Source organism: Hoeflea sp. TYP-13, from assembly GCF_040932035.1.
Lineage (GTDB): Bacteria > Pseudomonadota > Alphaproteobacteria > Rhizobiales > Rhizobiaceae > Hoeflea_A.
In genome coordinates, this window is sequence record NZ_JBFRBB010000002.1 from 1,450,425 (window position 1) to 1,467,008 (window position 16,584).

Below are 16,584 nucleotides of genomic sequence, written 5' to 3' on the forward strand. Positions count from 1 at the left end.
CCCGTTCGCTAACAGGACTCAGCGTGCGGGAAAGTGTCAGCCAGGCTGGGTCAATGTCCTGCGAACCGCGTCTTTCCAGCCCGCGAGATCAGCACTGCGTGTTGCCACGTCGATATTCGGCTCAAACCGGCGATCGCGCGCCCAATTGCCGGCAAAGGTTTCGAGATCGGGCCAGACGCCGGCGTGATGACCGGCAAGCCATGCAGCGCCGAGAGCCGTTGTCTCGAGTATCTTCGGCCTGTCGACCGGTGCGCCCAAAATATCTGCAAGGCGTTGCATGGTCCAGTCAGAGGCAACCATGCCGCCATCGACACGCAACACGGTCTCGGCCTTGCTTCCCTGCCAGTCCCCGCGTTTGGCTATCAACAGGTCATGTGTCTGGTAGCAGACAGCGTCGAGAGTGGCTTTGGCAAATTCCGCCGGTCCGGAGCTCCGGCTGAGCCCAAAGATCGCACCGCGCGCATCAGTATCCCAGTAAGGCGCGCCCAACCCGACAAACGCCGGTACGAGATACACCCGTTGCCCGGGATCAGCGGATGCCGCCAATTCACCGCTCTGTTCAGCTGAATCAATAATCCCAAGCCCGTCGCGCAGCCACTGCACACCGGCGCCGGCCACGAAGATCGAACCCTCCAAGGCATAGGTTGTTACACCATTGAGCCTGTAGGCAATTGTGGAAAGCAGGCGGTTTTTCGAATGAACCAGTTCATTGCCCGTATTAAGCAGCGAAAAACAGCCGGTGCCGTAGGTGACTTTCATCATCCCGGCCTCGAAACAGGCATTGCCGATGGTTGCCGCCTGCTGGTCGCCGGCGACCCCCAATATGGGCAATCCGGTAAGCGTGTGGCCTTTCGAAACCACGCCAAAATCATCGGCGCTATCGCACACTTGCGGAAGCATCGATACCGGGATCTGCAAAAGAGTGAGAAGATCCTCATCCCAGCAGTTTTCCGCAATGTTGTACATGAGGGTTCGCGACGCGTTCGTTGCGTCGGTAACATGACGTGCGCCTTCCGTCAGCCGCCAGATAAGGAAGCTGTCGATCGTCCCGAAGCACAGCTCACCACGCTCGGCCTTCTGGCGCGCACCGTCGACATTGTCGAGCAGCCATTTGAGTTTTGTGCCGGAAAAATAGGGATCAAGAAGCAAACCTGTTTTTTGTGTAAATACCGGCTCGAGCCCATCGGCCTTCAGATGGGTGCACAGGTCAGCAGTCCGCCTGTCCTGCCACACGATCGCATTGAATATTGCCTTGCCGCTTTGCCGGTCCCAGACAACCACCGTTTCGCGCTGGTTGGTGATTCCGATCGAGGCTATATCGGCCGCAGTCAGTCCTGCCTTTTCAAGCGCCTGACCGATGGACCACTCCACGGTCTCCCAGATTTCCTCAGGATCATGCTCTACCCATCCGGATTGCGGAAAGTGCTGGGTGAACTCTTTCTGGCCGACACCGACGACGGATTGGTCTTCGCCGAATATGATTGCCCGGCTGGAGGTGGTTCCCTGGTCGATAGCCAGAACATACTTGCCCATTTGTATTCTCCTCACCAGTTCTCCGCTTCGCCGGGCTTTGCAATACCCGTCGGGCATACGGCCTCCGTGCCGACAGGCTTGCCGGCCGCGGTCAGCCTGCCTTTAATCTGCTCGTTTTGGAAGTATCAAGATAGGCCGCAAGATCCGCAGCCTGGGATTTGGACAAATGCAAACCGCGCTTGGTACGCCGCCACAGAATATCGTCAGCTGTGACAGCCCACTCGTTCTCCACCAGATAATCGACTTCCGCGGCGTAGAGATCGCTGCCAAAACACTTGCCCAGTTCGCTGTTTTCGCGTGCCGATCGGAGTATTTTATCGGCATTGGTACCGTAGAGACGCAAAAGCCGGTAAGCGTGCTCCCCGGCAAGAAACGGATACCGGTCTTTCAACCGCACCAACAGCTCATCAAATTCCGTTGCGGCAAAATCACCGCCAGGTAGTGGCGAATTCGCGGTCCATGCGGCGCCCCTTTTTCCCAGCCGGTCTTCGACTTTTTCCACCACCGCCTCGGAAAGTCTCCTATAGGTCGTTATCTTGCCGCCAAAGATATTGATCAGCAGACCTTCTTTTTCAGTTCCCTCGCCCACCAGAACATAGTCGCGTGTAGCTTCCTGAGCCGCCGATGCTCCGTCGTCATAGAGCGGTCGCACGCCGCTATAGGTCCACACAACATCATCTCTGGCGACCGGTTCCGCAAAATATTCCGACGCCGCGTCGCAAAGATAGCCGATTTCATCTTCGGTGATATCCGCGTTTCCAGGATCCCCCCGATAGTCATGATCCGTCGTTCCTATCAGAGTAAAGTCACGCTCATAGGGGATGGCAAATATGATGCGCTCATCCTGGTTCTGAAAAATAAAGGCCCTTGGATCGGGAAATTTCTTGCGAATGACGATGTGGCTGCCCTGAACCAGCCTGACATTCCGGATCTCTGCCCTGCCCGTTGCAGATCTTAAAACCTCATCGACCCAGGGCCCGGCCGCGTTAATTAACACACGTGCCTTGACCGTGCTGGTATTGCCGCTCCCCAAGTCTTCCAGTTCTATATGCCAGATGCCGTCGGCTCTGAGCACCCGCGTGACTTTGGCGCGCGTTTTGATTTCTGCACCACGCTCAGCAGCATCCTGCGCATTCAGAGCGACAAGCCGTGCATCATTGACCCAACAATCAGAGTATTCGAATGCACTGTCAAAAACCGGTTTTAGCGGCTCGCCGGCCGGGTCGGATTTCATATTCAGGACTTTTGTGGTGGGCAGCAGCTTGCGCCCACCGAGGTGGTCATAGAGAAACAGACCAAGTCTCAACAGCCAGGCCGGACGCAGGCCCTTGTGGTGCGGCAGTACAAATCGCATTGGCCATATGATGTGCGGGGCAATTTTCCACAGAACCTCACGTTCCATGAGCGCTTCACGCACCAGCCTGAACTCGTAATGCTCCAGATAGCGCAGTCCGCCATGGATCAGCTTTGTCGAATTTGACGATGTGCCGCTGGCAAGATCATTCATTTCGGCCAGACAGACTGAAAATCCCCTGCCTGCCGCATCGCGGGCAATTCCGCAGCCATTGATGCCGCCACCAATGACAAATAGATCATAAAGTTCGTTATCGCTCATGGATGCCCCAAACGGCCGTAAGACGTCATTCCTCCCCTATAAAATTTCTCCCTAAATCCGAAATAATATGAACAATTTCGAAAGTCAAATGAAAGGACTGTGAAAACGCTGATACAGCATTTGAAGCCATTCAGAACGCACTGGTCATGTGCCACCGGTGTCATAAAAGTGTATTCGCGTGATTTGAGACAATTGGCTCGCCAATGTTAATGCACACTGGAGAGGCATAGTGACCGCCAAGACCAACCGAAACCGGACGATGGACAACCGCGCGCCTGAACCACCAAGACCCGCGCAACGCGGCGGGCTGCTGATCGCGACGACAGCCGGCTTCATCCTGCTCTTTATGGCATTTGGGGCCGGCTCAACAAAGCTGTTGTTGGCCGCCGCCATCGGCGTGTTTGCCGGTGTTGCGCTCTACCATGCATCATTTGGCTTCACTTCCGCCTGGCGCCGGTTTGTCTTTGAGCAGCGCGGGTCCGGCCTGCGCGCCCAGATCATGCTGATCCTCATTACGTGCGCCGTGACCTTTCCGCTGATAGCGGCAGGAGGCGTCTTCGGCAGGCCAGTCAATGGTTCGGTCGCACCATTCGGATACGCTGCCGCGCTTGGCGCCTTTATGTTCGGCATCGGTATGCAGCTTGGCGGCAGTTGCGCGTCCGGAACGCTGTTTACCGCAGGCGGCGGCAACACCCGCATGTTGGCGACGCTTGGGGGTTTCATCGCCGGTTCCGTCATCGCAACCGCGCACCTGCCCTATTGGTGGTCCTTGCCCGCGCTGCCGTCATTTTCTTTGGTTGACGCCTACGGAGCCGCACCGGCCTATGCGATTACGGCACTGGTGCTGGGCGGGCTTTATCTGTTCAGCCGGCAAAGAGAACTCAGACACCACGGTGAACTTGAAGATAGACCTGACCGCGTCAATTTGATTCGCGGCCCCTGGCCGAAATCCTGGGGGTGCGTTGCGCTGGCAATTGTGAGCATCGCTACGCTGCTGGTTCTATCAAGACCGTGGGGAATCACATCTGCTTTCATGCTTTGGGGAGCAAAAATAGCCCAAGCGGGTGGCGTGTCCTTTGAGACCTGGCCCTATTGGCAGAATCGTCTTGCCTGGCTTAATCAATCCATATTCTCCGACAGCACATCCCTGATGAATTTCGGCATCATAATAGGTGCCTTTGCAGCCGCCTCGGTCGCCGGTCGGTTTGCGCCGACTTTCCGGCTCCCCGTCAGGGATTTGCTGATTGCGATATGCGGTGGGCTGCTGATGGGCTATGGGGCAAGGCTGGCTTACGGTTGCAATATCGGCGCCTATCTCGGGGGCGTCATTTCAGGCAGCCTGCACGGCTGGGGATGGCTGGTGTTCGGCTTCATGGGAAGCTGGCTGGGTGGGATGCTGATGCTTCGAACCTCGCAGGCGCAATCGAAATGATGATCAATTTGCAACACACTTGAAATAAATTTTCAGCCGGAAAACAGGCATGAGGGGTCGCGTTGTCTTCAGCGGTCTCCACCGGCTAATTACAGGCAAATTTGAAATATGGTGTCACTTCAACATGATACCACCTCAACAGCGGCTTTGGTCAAACCCAGTCAATTCACACACCACAACTCTCCCAAAGATTGCCTTGGCTCCCCTAAAAATATTTGTTGAATCCTCTGAGAGATTAAGAGTTGACATTGCTCCCGTACAACTTCTTATGGTTGCAGGGCGAATTCATATCTTAATACATTTTTCGGAGTTGAATTTCGCTTCAGTGACCGGACACTTAATTTTATACTGACGCAGGGCGGCGGCAAAGGTACAAAATGCTTAATTCCGATCAGCAATCCGCTGATCCGCTTGGACTCAAAAGACTGGCGCGATCGATCCATCAGACAATGCTGGAAATGGGACGTCATCAAAAAAGAGCAATCTTCATGCTCTCCGATGGCGCATGCCTCGTCGGGTGCCTTCTTGTTGCCCTGGCCTTGCGCTTCGGCAGCATGGATTTCCCCGACCGCAACAATCTGACCTGGCTGCTCTTGGTTTTGCCGATTGTCGGCGTCACCTCCTACTGGTTTCTGGGCCTCTATAACGTCCTCATCAGGGCAATGGAAAGCAGGATGATCGGTATAATCGCCAGCGGCGCTGCGATCATGATGATGTTTGTCGCTGCTGCCTCTCATATGGATAGCGGGTTCAATATTCCCAGGTCGGTGCCGCCAATTTATGGATTGCTCGTCTTCATATCGATCGGTCTGTCACGGGTCCTTGCCCGAGCCTACTATCACCACATAGAGGCCGGACTCAGTTTTCGTGAAAATGTGCTGATCTATGGAGCCGGTTCTGCTGGAACGCAGCTTGCAGCGGCAATTCAAAGTGGCAATCACCAGCGCGTCGTCGGTTTTCTGGATGATGATCCCCGGCTGAAAGGAAGTATGATCCGCGGTTGCCGCGTCTACGGCCCCGACAAAATCAGCAAACTCCAACAAAAATTCGCCATTTCCCGCGTTCTGTTTGCCATGGCCAACGCTACGCCAACTCAAAGGCGCAGTATCGTTGCCCGGCTTGCACCATACAAACTTGACCTGCAGACAATTCCGCCACTGAGTGAAATTCTTCGCGGCAAGGCCCATGTTCAGCAACTGAAAGAAATTCGCATTGAGGATTTGCTTGGCCGCAACACCGTTAGTCCGATTGCGAAACTGTTTGATGAGGCAATAGACGGAAAAACCATTTTGGTTACTGGGGCCGGTGGTTCAATCGGTTCCGAGCTGTGCCGGCAAATTCTGAAAGCCAGACCGAAGAAGCTTGTGCTTTTGGAAATCAGTGAACTTGCACTCTACAATATTGAAAAGAGCCTGCAAAAACAGTTGGTTCAAGCCTCACCCATTGAGATCATCTATACGCTCGGTGATGTGCGAGACCGCAAGCGTGTACACACCTTGCTGACACGCCATGATGTGGACATTGTTTACCATGCCGCCGCCTACAAACATGTACCGATCGTTGAGGCAAATCCGTCCCAGGGGGTCGTAAACAACATCTTTGGGACATGCTCAGTTGCGCAGGAAGCCGTTGCATGCGGCGTCGAACGGTTCATCTTGATATCGACAGACAAGGCAGTGCGCCCGTCCAATATTATGGGGGCATCCAAGCGTCTGGCTGAACGGGTCGTACAGGACATTCAACAAACTGCTGACAAAACCGTTTTTGCAATTGTGCGCTTTGGAAATGTACTCGGCTCCTCAGGCTCCGTCATCAATCTCTTCACCGAACAGATAGCCGCAGGCGGTCCGGTTACTGTCACCCACGAAGAAGTAACCCGCTATTTCATGACCATTCAGGAGGCAGCTCAACTGGTGGTTCAGGCCGGGTCGATGGCCAAGGGGGGTGAGGTCTTTGTGTTGGACATGGGTGACCCGGTCAGGATCAAGGACCTGGCAATGCTGATGATCCAGTTGAGCGGAAAAACCGTCCGCAGCGAGGAATACCCCGATGGCGACATAGAACTGGAAATTATCGGATTGCGTCCGGCAGAAAAGCTGTATGAGGAACTGCTGATAACAGATAGCGTTGTTGGAACCGAGCATCCGAAAATCCTCCGCGCTGAAGAAAAAAACGGAGCGCTTGCCTCGCCGGTCGATGATTTGTTGCCACGGCTTCAAAATGATATCGACAATGAGGATTCAGACCGGCTTCGCCTGACCCTGCAGGCCGCCGTTGAGGGCTACCGGCCCGATCCTGATGTTCAAGGTTCAATTGGGGACCTTCAATCCGCACAGGTTTTGAGCCTTGAAGAAGAAAGAGCTTTGCGGCAAAAGGGATCTTGAATAAACGCTTCGGCAAATAGACCTGGATTGCCATTTTGCCCTGGTAGAGTTCCTTTCGGCACCATGCGGGGGTAGCCATGATTGTTCCTGTTATAGTTAGCGGCGGCGTCGGTTCCCGCCTCTGGCCGGCTTCGCGTCAAACGCACCCAAAACCGTTTCTTCCGGTCGAAAATGGCAAAAGCCTGCTGCTTAACACGTACAACAGGGCAGCCTCGCTCGACGGAATTTCCGATATCGTAACAATCACCGCGCGCGAGTCGTCATTCAAGACTGTCGCGGAATATGCCAACAGCAAAGATTCCGGCATTACCAATCACCTGCTTTTGGAGCCCGTTGCCCGTGATACCGCTGCGGCGACAGCCGCTGCGACAAACTTTGTCGCCAGGCAATTTGGTCCGGACGCCGTCGTCCTGTTCCTGGCCGCCGATCATTTGATTCGGGACATCTCTGCATTTCAAGATGCGGTAACCAATGCGGCCAGCAGGGCCGAAAACGGACAGATCGTTACATTCGGCATCGAACCGGACCGTCCGGAAACGGGATATGGCTATATCGAAGTTGATGGCGATCAGGCTGTACGTTTTGTGGAAAAGCCTGATCTGGATACGGCACGTCACTACGTCGAATCCGGAAACTTTCTTTGGAATTCGGGAATGTTCTGCTTCAAGGCGGGCGTGATGCTGGATGCGATGAATATCCACTGCCCGGAAATTCTGCAGGCAAGTGAAGAGGCGATTAAAAAGGGAAAGCAGCAAACACTCGATTCCCGCCACCTGGAAACCGAACTTGACGAAGAAGCCTTTTTGAGAGCTCCAAAGATTTCAATCGACTATGCCGTGATGGAAAAGGTCTCAAACCTGTCAGTCGTCCGTGCCGACATCGGTTGGAGCGACGTTGGCACCTGGTCTTCACTCTCGGAGAGCTACGCCGCGGACAGTGAAGGCAATACCGCAATAGGCGACACGGCGCTGGTCGATACCAAAAACTGCTTTGTCAGCTCAGAGGGCCGGCTGGTGAGTCTTGTGGGCGTTGAGGACCTGGCGGTGGTTGATACCCGTGATGCGACGCTGGTCGTCAGCAAAAATAAATCGCAAGACGTCAAAAAGCTGTTTGAAAAACTCAGCGGCGATGGCCACGAGGCACACGCCAGCTTTCCCACGGGACATCGGCCATGGGGCTCCTACACGATCCTGGATGAAGGTGCCGGCTACAAGGTCAAGCGCATCGAGGTCAAACCGGGCGGCTGCCTGAGCCTGCAGTCACACAAACACCGTTCAGAGCACTGGACCGTGGTGCAGGGTGTCGCACATGTCGTCAATGGCGATGATGAGATCGTCCTCAAATCCAACGAATCCACTTATATTGAATGTGGCAATGTTCATCGCATGGAAAACCGCGGTTCGGAACCGATGACCCTGATTGAGGTCCAGACCGGATCCTATCTCGGTGAAGACGACATTGTCCGCTACGAAGATATTTACGGGCGTTCCTGACCGGCGGCCGTGTCGCGTCTACTTAAGTGGCGGATCACCTGGCAAATAGCAAACGGTGATCAGGCTGCGACATTTTGAAGAAAATCTCTGTAGGATCTCGCAATCCCGTCCTCAAGACCGGTTTGCGCAACCCATCCAAGGTCCCGCATACGACCGACATCCATAAGTTTGCGCGGCGTTCCGTCGGGTTTGGAGGCATCGAACGCGATTTCGCCCTTAAAGCCAACGACCTTCATGACCGTTTCCGCAAGCTCACGGATGGTAATGTCGATGCCTGTTCCGACATTGAAGAGACCGGTCTCAACTCCGGATTCCATCAGGAAGACACAGGCATCAGCCACATCGTCGACATACAGAAACTCGCGCATCGGATTGCCTGATCCCCACACAACGAGTTCCTTGTCGCCGCGCTCCTTGGCTTCATGCGCCTTCCGGATCAAGGCGGGCAGCACATGGCTGTTGTTCAGATCATAGTTGTCGTTTAGGCCGTAAAGATTTGTCGGCATTGCGCTGACATATTTCGTGCCGAACTGAGCATTGTAGCTTTCGCACATTTTTATGCCGGCAATCTTGGCTATCGCATAGGGCTCGTTGGTGATTTCAAGCGGACCGGTCAGCAGATAGTCTTCCTTGATCGGCTGCGGGCAATCGCGCGGATAGATACAGCTCGAACCGAGAAACAACAGCCGGCTGGTACCGGCCAAATACGCACCGTGAATGATGTTGGTCTCCATCGCGAGGTTCTGATAAATGAACTCGCCGCGCGCGGTATTATTGGCGTGGATACCGCCGACCTTGGCCGCAGCCAGAAAGATGTAATCTGGTTTTTCAACGCGTAGAAATTCGAAGACGTCTGCCTGATTGGCAAGATCAAGCTCGGAACGCGAACGCAGCAACAGGTTTGAGTATCCAACCGATTGCAGCCTTCTTACGATGGCCGACCCAACCATACCTTTGTGGCCGGCAACAAAGATCTTCGCACCGTTTTCCATGAAATTTACTCGTGGTAGTCGTAAGCAGAATATCCGTGGCTTTTAACGAGATCGTCACGTTGCGCCGATTTCAGGTCGTCGCGCATCATCTCGGCAACCAGCTGCGCAAATCCTGTACCGGGTGTCCAGCCGAGTTTTTCTTTTGCTTTTGTAGCATCCCCTAGAAGGGTCTCAACCTCGGCCGGGCGGAAATAGCGGGGATCGACAGCGACAATGCACTGTCCTTCGGCATTGTATCCCTTTTCGTCAACGCCCTTGCCCTCCCATCGGATCTGAATTCCAACTTCGCCGGCTGCTGCGTCAACAAAATCGCGCACGCTGTATTGTTCGCCTGTGGCTATGACGAAGTCCTCTGGCGCCTCCTGCTGAAGCATCAGCCACATCATTTCAACATAATCCCTGGCGTGCCCCCAGTCGCGTTTTGCATCAAGGTTACCGAGGTGAAGGCAGTCCTGAAGCCCAAGTTTGATGCGCGCCAATGCCCTGGTGATTTTACGGGTGACGAAGGTTTCACCGCGCAGCGGACTTTCATGATTGAACAGGATGCCGTTACAGGCATACATGCCGTAGGCTTCGCGATAATTGATGGTGATCCAGTATGCGTAGAGCTTCGCGACCGCGTAAGGCGAGCGCGGATAAAACGGCGTGGTTTCTGATTGCGGCGTCTCCTGCACGAGACCGTAAAGCTCCGAGGTCGACGCCTGATAAAATCGGGTTTTGCTCTCAAGCCCAAGGATCCGAACCGCTTCCAGAATGCGCAGCGCTCCAAGGGCGTCGGAATTCGCCGTATACTCCGGCTCCTCGAACGAGACCGCCACGTGCGACTGCGCCGCCAGGTTATAGATTTCATCCGGCTGCACCTGCTGGATCGTCCGCGTCAGGCTGGACGAATCGGTCAGGTCGCCATAATGCAAAATGAGCCGGGGATTCTCGACATGCGGATCCTCGTAGAGATGATCGATGCGGTCCGTATTAAACAGTGAAGCGCGGCGCTTGATGCCGTGGACCGTGTAGCCTTTACCCAACAGGAACTCGGCCAGATAAGCACCGTCCTGTCCTGTTATTCCGGTGATTAATGCGACTTTACTCACTCAATCCCTTCCTGTTTTCTGATATCCAGCCCCTGCAATGGCCCGCTGTACCTAGCAATCTGTGCCGACAATTGAAAGTCAAATCCCCACTATGGACAATGGCTCCAAACTTCGTTCTCCTAATCAACACCCAAGTGTCGCAAAAATCAGATTAATAATTTTTAATTTGCATTTTTCTAGAGATTTAATGAAAATGGGCATCCATTTTTATAAATTATCATTTTGCGACAATTTCTACCATGGAAACATTTCCCGACAATGCACTGAATAACCGGTTGGACACAAACGGCAATTGCCAATCCTGGACCATTGAACTGTTGCACGCATTGCTCGAAGAGGAAGGCCCGGCAGCGGCAAAGAGAACGATAGAACGTCAGGTCCTGTCTCAGGGCCTCTTGCCTGCAGCACTTACGCTGGACGATGTGACAGACGAGCGCGGACGGCCGGTCAAGCAACGGGTGGCCGAGCAACTTGCCCAAATTGCGCGCAGGGAAAGAACCGTCTCGCTTTTTGTTCAACGGCACACGACACCATCGGGAAAGGCTCTGCTTGCTGCCAATGACGGACGCGGCGCCCGACGCTGGGTGTTCCTGGAGTCCGAACAGCCAGACGATAAAAGCCTAATCGCAGCGCTGCACACATTATGCGGCGAAACCGGCGACAAGACACTTTTGTGGCCGCATGCCTATCTGTGCGGCCGGGTTCGCAGGCTGGTGAATTCCGATCAGAAAATTTCTTCGGACCTGATAACAGCCCTTGCGGCCTACAATCCCGCTTACACGGAACCGGTCGGTTATCGCGCGAACGGATTACACCGTGAACCCGCAAAGAACCTGTCTCATCTTGACCGGCTTGAAGCCGAAGCCATTCACATCATGCGCGAAGTGGCAGCTACCGCTGACAATCCGGTTATGCTCTATTCGATCGGCAAGGACAGCTCGGTCATGCTGCACCTTGCCAGGAAGGCCTTCCATCCTTCCCCCCCACCATTTCCCCTGATGCACGTTGATACCGGGTGGAAGTTCCAGGAGATGTATCAGTTCCGCGATCGCATGGCGGATGATGCCGGCATGAAGCTGATCGTGCACATCAATCCGGAAGGCGTCGCAAAAAACATTAATCCGATCGACCACGGCAGTTCGGTGCATACCGACATCATGAAGACGCAGGGGCTGAAACAGGCTCTAAATGAAGGAAAATTCGACGTCGCATTTGGCGGAGCACGGCGCGACGAAGAAAAAAGCCGCGCAAAGGAGCGTATCTTTTCGTTCCGCACCGCCAGCCACCGCTGGGACCCCAAGAACCAGCGCCCGGAACTGTGGAACCTTTACAACACAGCGATCAGGAAGGGCGAAAGCATCCGCGTCTTCCCGATTTCCAATTGGACCGAACTCGACGTATGGCAATATATCCACCGCGAGCAGATCCCAATAGTTCCACTCTATTTTGCCGCGGTTCGCCCATTCATTGAGCGCGACGGAATGCTCATCATGCTTGACGACGACCGCCTGGAACCGATGGAAGGCGAAGAAATCCAGTTCAAAAAGATACGTTTCCGGACACTTGGCTGCTATCCGCTGACCGGCGGCTTCGAATCCGATGCCGATAATCTTGATTCGGTCATCCTGGAGTTGCTGAAGGTGCGTAGCAGCGAACGGCAGGCGCGCGCAATCGACTCTGACGCAGCAGCATCGATGGAACAAAAGAAGCAGGAAGGGTATTTCTGATGACGGTCCAGCAGCAGATCGATACCTATCTTGACGAGCAGGCCGGCCTTGAAACACTCCGTTTCATCACCTGCGGCAGCGTTGATGACGGTAAGTCCACCCTGATCGGGCGCATGCTTTACGAATCACAGATGATCCTGGACGACCAGCTCTCCGAGCTGGAGCAGACTTCATCAAAAATAGGCACGCAGGGTGAAAAGATCGACTTCGCGCTGCTGGTCGACGGCTTGAGCGCGGAGCGCGAACAGGGCATCACCATCGATGTCGCCTATCGCTATTTTGCCACCGATCAACGCAAGTTCATCGTCGCCGACACGCCCGGCCACGAACAATATACCCGCAACATGGTGACCGGCGCCTCGACCGCCGATGTTGCGGTAATCCTCGTAGATGCGCGCAAGGGAATTCTCGAACAGACCCGGCGCCACTCCTTTATTGCCTCGCTGCTCGGCATTCGTCATGTGGTGCTGGCCGTCAACAAGATGGATCTTGTTGATTTCGACCAGGCGACATACGACGCAATCGTGGCCGAATATCAGGAATTATCGGGGAGATTCTCTTTTGAATCCGTCACGCCCATTCCGGTCTCGGCGCTCGGCGGCGACAATGTTGTCAGCCGCTCCGCCAACACAGGCTGGTATCAAGGCCCTACCCTTCTCGGCTTTCTCGGCGCTGTCGACACCAGAAAGGCGCTGGTCAACCACGGATTTCGCATGCCGGTGCAATGGGTCAACCGGCCAAATCTCGATTTCCGCGGCTATGCCGGCTCGATCGTGGCAGGCACTGTCAAAACCGGCGACGAGGTGCGCATTCTGCCGTCGGGCGAAACCGCCGCAGTCGACAAGATCATCCTTGGAACATCCGAGCTGCAATACGCCGAAGCCGACCAGGCCGTGACCCTGACCCTCGACCGTGAAGTGGATATTTCACGGGGCGATGTTCTCGTCGCGGCCAAGGATCCTTGCGAGACCTCGGACCAGTTCGAAGCGAAGCTTGTCTGGATGGCAAAGGACAGCGGCTATCACGGGCGCACCTACTGGCTGAAAATGGGCGCAGCAACCGTCAACGCGACCATCTCGGAAATCCGCCACACCTACAACATCAATACGTTTGAGGAGGCCATGGGCCGCTCGCTCGAGCTCAACGACATTTCCGTCGTCAAGCTTGCCATCGACCGGCCTGTTGCATTTGAAACTTTCGCGGATTGTCCGCCCATGGGCTCGTTTGTGCTGATCGACCGGCAGACGCACCAAACGGTTGCAGCCGGCACGATCGATTTTGCCCTTCGCCGCGCCGACAATGTCCACCGGCAGGCAGTCACCGTCGACAAGAAGGCCCGCGCTGAACAAAACGGCCACGCCGGCCGGGTGCTGTGGTTCACCGGCCTCAGCGGCTCCGGCAAATCGACCATCGCCAATGCGCTTGAAATCAAGCTGCACAATCGCGGCTTCCGCACCTATATCCTCGACGGCGACAATGTGCGACTCGGCCTTAACCGCGACCTCGGCTTCACCGATGCCGACCGGGTCGAAAACATCCGCCGCATCGCCGAAGTCGCCAAACTCATGGTCGACGCCGGCCTCATCGTCATGACCGCCTTCATCTCACCCTTCCGGGCCGAACGGCAGATGGCCCGCGAAATGTTCGAAGAGGGCGAATTCGTCGAAATCTTTGTCGACACGCCGCTCGAGGTCGCCGAAGAGCGCGACCCCAAAGGCCTCTACCGCAAGGCAAGACGCGGCGAGTTGCCGAATTTCACCGGGATCGATAGTCCGTATGAGGTGCCAAAGGACCCAGAATTCCGGCTGGAGACGGACACTGCTTCCTCCAAGCTACTAACAGAGGATTTGTTACAAAATTTGAACTTCACAATCGATGACTGAACCTTTGCAATTCCGCGCCAATCAGGCTAGAAGCGCATTGGGCTTGCGGGTTGTAGGATAGTGCAGTTGCAAACAACTTCAATGGACTCGACGAAACCTTGATTTTGATTCACGCATATGATGTAGGCAGTTTTCAACACATAAATTCAATACAATCGGTACTAGAATCGGCACATTCAAGATTGAGAAGACTAAGCAGGACGAACCGCCCGACCCCAGACTTTCGTATTATCTTCAACATAGCCCGCAGACTGAACAACGGATTTTTCCATTGATGTTGTTGGGCAATCAGGCATCTTTGAGAACGACCATGTCGCCAATACCGTCTGGCGATAGTAGTGCAAGATCTCAAATACAGATTACGAAGAGCTAAGTTATGGCAAGTTTTGCCTTGAGAAATTGTAAAGGATAGGGGCAGTGCATCAATTGGGAAAGCAGCTGTATTTAAATGGGTGGAATGGAATATGAGGCAGCCGATTCAGCTTTTTACGCCCAATTTTCGTGTTGAGGAATGCTTGGATGGTATTCGGGAATGCCTGGAAAAAGGTTGGACGGGCCTCGGTTACAAAACTAATGAGATCGAAGACGCTTGGCTGGATTATACGCGACTTCCCAATGCTCACTTTCTAAACTCAAACACTGCAGGTCTCCACCTGGCTCTGCATATGTTCAAAACAGAATTCGATTGGGAGGATGGTGATGAAGTCATCTCTACCCCAATGACATTCGTATCTACCAATCATGCCATTATTCAATGTAACATGACGCCAGTCTTTGCTGATATTGATGATTATCTATGCATAGACCCGGATGATCTTGAACAAAAATTAACTCCGCGTACTCGCGCTGTATTTTTTGTAGGCATCGGCGGGAATACAGGAAATTACCTACGCGTAGCGGAGATATGCAGGGAGCGCGGTATCATATTAATATTGGATGCTGCCCATATGGCCGGGACTCGGCTAAATGGTAGGCATGTTGGATTTGATGCAGACTGCACGATCTTTAGCTTTCAAGCTGTGAAGAACATGGCTACGGCGGATTCCGGCATGATTTGTTTCAGTGACAAGACGCGCGATGAGCGCGCACGGAAGCTGACCTGGCTCGGTATCAACAGAGATACATATTCACGAACTCTGGGCGGGGGCGCGTACAAGTGGATGTATGACGTTGAGGAGTTAGGGTTCAAATATCATGGAAATTCGATCATGGCAGCGATTGCGTTGGTTTCGTTACGTCATCTAGATCGAGACAATGCTTACCGCCGGCAGCTTGCCAAATGGTACGAGGAACGCTTACTAAAGGAGGATAAAATCCAAATCGTTCCGACATTCAGTGGATGTGAGTCCTCGCGCCATTTATTCCAGGTACGCTTAGACAAACGCGACCAGGTTCTAATGGCTTTGAACGAGTATGAGATTTATCCTGGCGTGCACTATCGTGATAACACTGAATATGCCCCCTTTGTACAGAACGCCAATACATGCCCGAACGCAAGGCAAGCGAGTTTGGAAATATTGTCGTTGCCAATGCATATGGGCGTTACTGAACGTGACGTTGACTACATAACCGAAAAGCTCTCTGAGATTGTAAGAAAAGAAATATGATACCGAACTTACGATGCAAACATTCAAAAGAACTTGGTATCACCATCACTGGTGCCAGCGGCTACGTTGGGCTGCATCTTATCGAGGCTTTCGGTTCTGGTGACTTTAGGGACGTTCCCATTGAGCATGTCCCAGCAGGTTCGGTAATCATACATCTTGCAGCTGCCGTTTCCGATACGCGCGATGCCCTGCTAGCAAATCTGGCGGCAGACACCCTATTGCTTGAAATAGCAAATGATCGACACCGGAGGATTATTTACGCATCTAGCAACAACATTTACCCATGTGCAATTGGGTGCCGGCTTAACGAACTACCTGACTGCAGTGACTACTATGCTGCTTCTAAAATCTTTGGCGAAACTCTCTATTCTAACCTCTCAAAGATACCTGTCACTGCTGTCCGAATCGCAGATGTATTCGGCATTGGGCAAAAGCATGGCAAATTTTTTAATGCAATTGAAAAGTCAATTCGCACACACACACCTCTTCGTCAATATGGCAAGGGATTAAAACGGCGAAGCTACATACACATTCAAGAGTTGTGTGCCTTCCTGATGTTTGCTGCACAGGACGGTTTTATGGATAGTCAAGCCCACGCTAAAATCAATTTAGGATACAGGGACTCCGCTGGCGTTTCAGAAATACTCAGCCTTGTATCGGAGCTCACCGACCTACCTATCCGCGTCACTCAACTTGAAGCAGATGCGTCAGCGTTTGACGTTCGCACGATGCAGGCAACCGAGGTGTCCGGGTACACGCTGCGCTGGGCGAGCTTTCGTGATGCTCTGAAAGCATATGTCGAACAGATCGTTTCAGACAGATAATTA

At 53.7% G+C, this 16,584-nt stretch carries 11 protein-coding genes; 7 read left to right on the forward strand and 4 right to left on the reverse strand.

Annotated elements, in window-relative coordinates; all coding sequences use genetic code 11:
* Nucleotides 1–36: 36 nt before the first annotated feature.
* A complete protein-coding gene (gene glpK, locus ABVT35_RS16875; protein ID WP_368467765.1) occupies nucleotides 37–1,533 on the reverse strand; it encodes a glycerol kinase GlpK in 1,497 nt (498 codons plus the stop codon).
* A gap of 91 nt (nucleotides 1,534–1,624) precedes the next feature.
* Entirely contained in the window at nucleotides 1,625–3,148 is a 1,524-nt protein-coding gene (gene glpD / locus ABVT35_RS16880) for a glycerol-3-phosphate dehydrogenase (protein ID WP_368467766.1), read from the reverse strand.
* Nucleotides 3,149–3,377: 229 nt separating this feature from the next.
* On the opposite strand from glpD, the gene ABVT35_RS16885 reads away from it, so the two are divergent.
* The 3 genes from ABVT35_RS16885 (at nucleotide 3,378) to ABVT35_RS16895 (ending at nucleotide 8,457) form a co-directional block, all read left to right on the forward strand.
* Nucleotides 3,378–4,580, forward strand: a complete 1,203-nt coding sequence (locus ABVT35_RS16885) for a YeeE/YedE family protein (RefSeq protein WP_368467767.1) — start codon at nucleotides 3,378–3,380, stop codon at nucleotides 4,578–4,580.
* Between the two features lie 377 nt (nucleotides 4,581–4,957).
* The gene (locus tag ABVT35_RS16890) at nucleotides 4,958–6,964 is read left to right on the forward strand and encodes a polysaccharide biosynthesis protein (RefSeq protein WP_368467768.1); all 2,007 of its coding nucleotides are present in this window, start codon (nucleotides 4,958–4,960) and stop codon (nucleotides 6,962–6,964) included.
* Between the two features lie 77 nt (nucleotides 6,965–7,041).
* On the forward strand, nucleotides 7,042–8,457 hold the full coding sequence (locus tag ABVT35_RS16895) for a mannose-1-phosphate guanylyltransferase/mannose-6-phosphate isomerase (protein WP_368467770.1): 1,416 nt from the start codon (nucleotides 7,042–7,044) through the stop codon (nucleotides 8,455–8,457).
* 59 nt (nucleotides 8,458–8,516) lie between these two features.
* On the opposite strand, the gene ABVT35_RS16900 is transcribed toward ABVT35_RS16895, so the two are convergent.
* Nucleotides 8,517–9,449, reverse strand: coding sequence for a GDP-L-fucose synthase family protein (locus tag ABVT35_RS16900; RefSeq protein WP_368467772.1), 933 nt, complete (start codon nucleotides 9,447–9,449; stop codon nucleotides 8,517–8,519).
* 5 nt (nucleotides 9,450–9,454) lie between these two features.
* Nucleotides 9,455–10,540 carry a GDP-mannose 4,6-dehydratase gene (gene gmd / locus ABVT35_RS16905; protein ID WP_368467774.1) on the reverse strand — a complete coding sequence of 362 codons (1,086 nt, stop codon included), beginning with the start codon at nucleotides 10,538–10,540 and terminating at the stop codon, nucleotides 9,455–9,457.
* Between the two features lie 746 nt (nucleotides 10,541–11,286).
* On the opposite strand from gmd, the gene cysD reads away from it, so the two are divergent.
* From cysD to ABVT35_RS16925, 4 genes are all read left to right on the forward strand, one after another.
* On the forward strand, nucleotides 11,287–12,267 hold the full coding sequence (gene cysD, locus ABVT35_RS16910; protein WP_368467914.1) for a sulfate adenylyltransferase subunit CysD: 981 nt from the start codon (nucleotides 11,287–11,289) through the stop codon (nucleotides 12,265–12,267).
* Nucleotides 12,267–14,150: a sulfate adenylyltransferase subunit CysN gene (gene cysN, locus ABVT35_RS16915; RefSeq protein WP_368467776.1), complete on the forward strand. Its 1,884-nt coding sequence runs from the start codon at nucleotides 12,267–12,269 to the stop codon at nucleotides 14,148–14,150. The genes cysD and cysN overlap by 1 nt, the downstream gene beginning before the upstream one ends.
* Before the next feature lie 464 nt (nucleotides 14,151–14,614).
* A complete protein-coding gene (locus ABVT35_RS16920; RefSeq protein WP_368467778.1) occupies nucleotides 14,615–15,757 on the forward strand; it encodes a DegT/DnrJ/EryC1/StrS family aminotransferase in 1,143 nt (380 codons plus the stop codon).
* Nucleotides 15,754–16,581 (forward strand): NAD-dependent epimerase/dehydratase family protein, encoded by an 828-nt coding sequence (locus ABVT35_RS16925; RefSeq protein ID WP_368467780.1) that lies wholly within the window; start codon nucleotides 15,754–15,756, stop codon nucleotides 16,579–16,581. The genes ABVT35_RS16920 and ABVT35_RS16925 overlap by 4 nt, the downstream gene beginning before the upstream one ends.
* Nucleotides 16,582–16,584: the final 3 nt, after the last annotated feature.